The following is a 1,475-nucleotide window of genomic DNA, read 5'->3' on the forward strand; positions in this document are numbered from 1 at the left end:
GAGCCAGTGGCAGCTGCGCGGCGCGGTGCTGACCGAGGTCAACCGCATCATCGACGAGATGGACATCGAGCACCGCTCGCACCGCCTCCTGGAGGAACTGGACCGGCACACCCGGGAGCAGCGGGAACGCCGCCCCCGCCTGACCCGCCTCGCGGACCGGCTGGGGACGCCGACGAGGCTGCGGCGCGGCCGCGAGGACGCGGCGCGCCGTTCTTCATGAGGGACCGTGCGTGCGGTGCGCCGCGTCCGGCGGGTGAGCCGTACGCCTCACCCGTCGCCGTCCGTGCGCTGCCGCTGCAGGAGACGCGGGCGGGAGGCGGCGCTCGCCCGGGAGAGCAGGACGTGCATGCGTTCGGTGAGCTGGGTGATGTCGTCGGCGGGGGCGTGGAACGGCAGCCGTACGTCGCCGTGGGTACGGGCGCGCTCGATGCGCAGGGTCAGCCCGTGCCGGTCGACGGCGAGCGGCCGCACGCGCACCGCGCCGTGCAGGCTGTCGGGTCCCACCAGCCGGGTGAGCCGCTCCACCGCCTCGGGGTGGGCGTCGGCGAGATGGGTGAGCAGATGGGCCTCGGCCGCGGCCAGCGGGTCGGGCACGGCCGCGGCGAACTCGTCGGTGCCGATCAGCAGTGTGCCGGACTGCTGCCGCAGCACGACCCGCGTGGGCCGGAACACCAGGTGCTCCGGCTCGGCGACGAACCGGCCGGCGAGCCACAGCCGGGCGCGGATCCGGTGGCGTACGGGGACGGGCGCGACGTCGGCGCATTCCAGGACGGCGGACGGCTCGCCGCGCGGCGCGCAGACGGCGGCCGTGCGCAGTGCGCTGTCCTCGGGCACGTGCAGGAGCACCCGGCCGTCCTCGGTCACGGTGTGCGCACCGACGTACTCCTCCCGTCCGCCCTCCGCGGTCACCGCGCAGGACCACGCGGCGGCGAGCACGGACCGTGCCCGCCGGGCCGCTCCGGGCACCGCCGTCCAGGTCTGGCCATCACCCATCCCGAAACCTCCTCCTTAGGTAAGACTTGCCTAACTTATCGGAGATGAGGGCGCGCGCCGACCGAGGCGGGGATCCCGGCGGAAAATGAGCAAGCGCCGCTCAGGGCGTGCGCACGCCCAGCAGTGCGCGTGCGCACAGGTCGCGCGCCTGGGTGCGCGTCAAGTCCGGGCGGCGCAGCCACTCCAGGCAGACGGCGGTGGTGAAGGCCGGCCGCGGACGGCCGGCCGGAGGTCGGGGCGGTGCCCGGTCAGCGGGCCGAACTCGGGGTCCGCGGCGAGCGCGACCAGGATCTGGCGCTCCTGCGCGGCCAGGACCCGTTGGCAGACGCGGCGCACGGCCTGGTCGCCCGCTGCGCCGGCCTTCGCCGCGAGGCTCGCGAGGACGCCGCGCCGGCCGGGAAGCGTCCATCCCGGACCGGTTCGAGGCACAGGCGGTACGCGCCCGCCCCCGCACGTCTTCAAACCGTTCGGCACCGGTGCCC

General features: G+C 75.7%; 1 protein-coding gene and 2 pseudogenes. 1 reads left to right on the top strand and 2 read right to left on the bottom strand.

Translation table 11 applies throughout. The annotated features are described in order from the left end of the window. Positions 1-220: pseudogene (locus tag RH94_RS45380) on the top strand (hypothetical protein); the annotation flags it as partial. A gap of 47 nt (positions 221-267) precedes the next feature. Here RH94_RS45380 and RH94_RS33525 read toward each other — a convergent pair. Continuing rightward, a complete protein-coding gene (locus RH94_RS33525) occupies positions 268-993 on the bottom strand; it encodes a DUF2470 domain-containing protein (protein WP_073952092.1) in 726 nt (241 codons plus the stop codon). Between the two features lie 100 nt (positions 994-1,093). Further along, positions 1,094-1,356 (bottom strand): annotated as a pseudogene (locus tag RH94_RS45385) (TetR/AcrR family transcriptional regulator); the annotation flags it as partial. Positions 1,357-1,475 lie beyond the last annotated feature (119 nt).

It is taken from the genome of Streptomyces kebangsaanensis (assembly GCF_001906585.1).
Classification (GTDB): Bacteria; Actinomycetota; Actinomycetes; order Streptomycetales; family Streptomycetaceae; genus Streptomyces; species Streptomyces kebangsaanensis.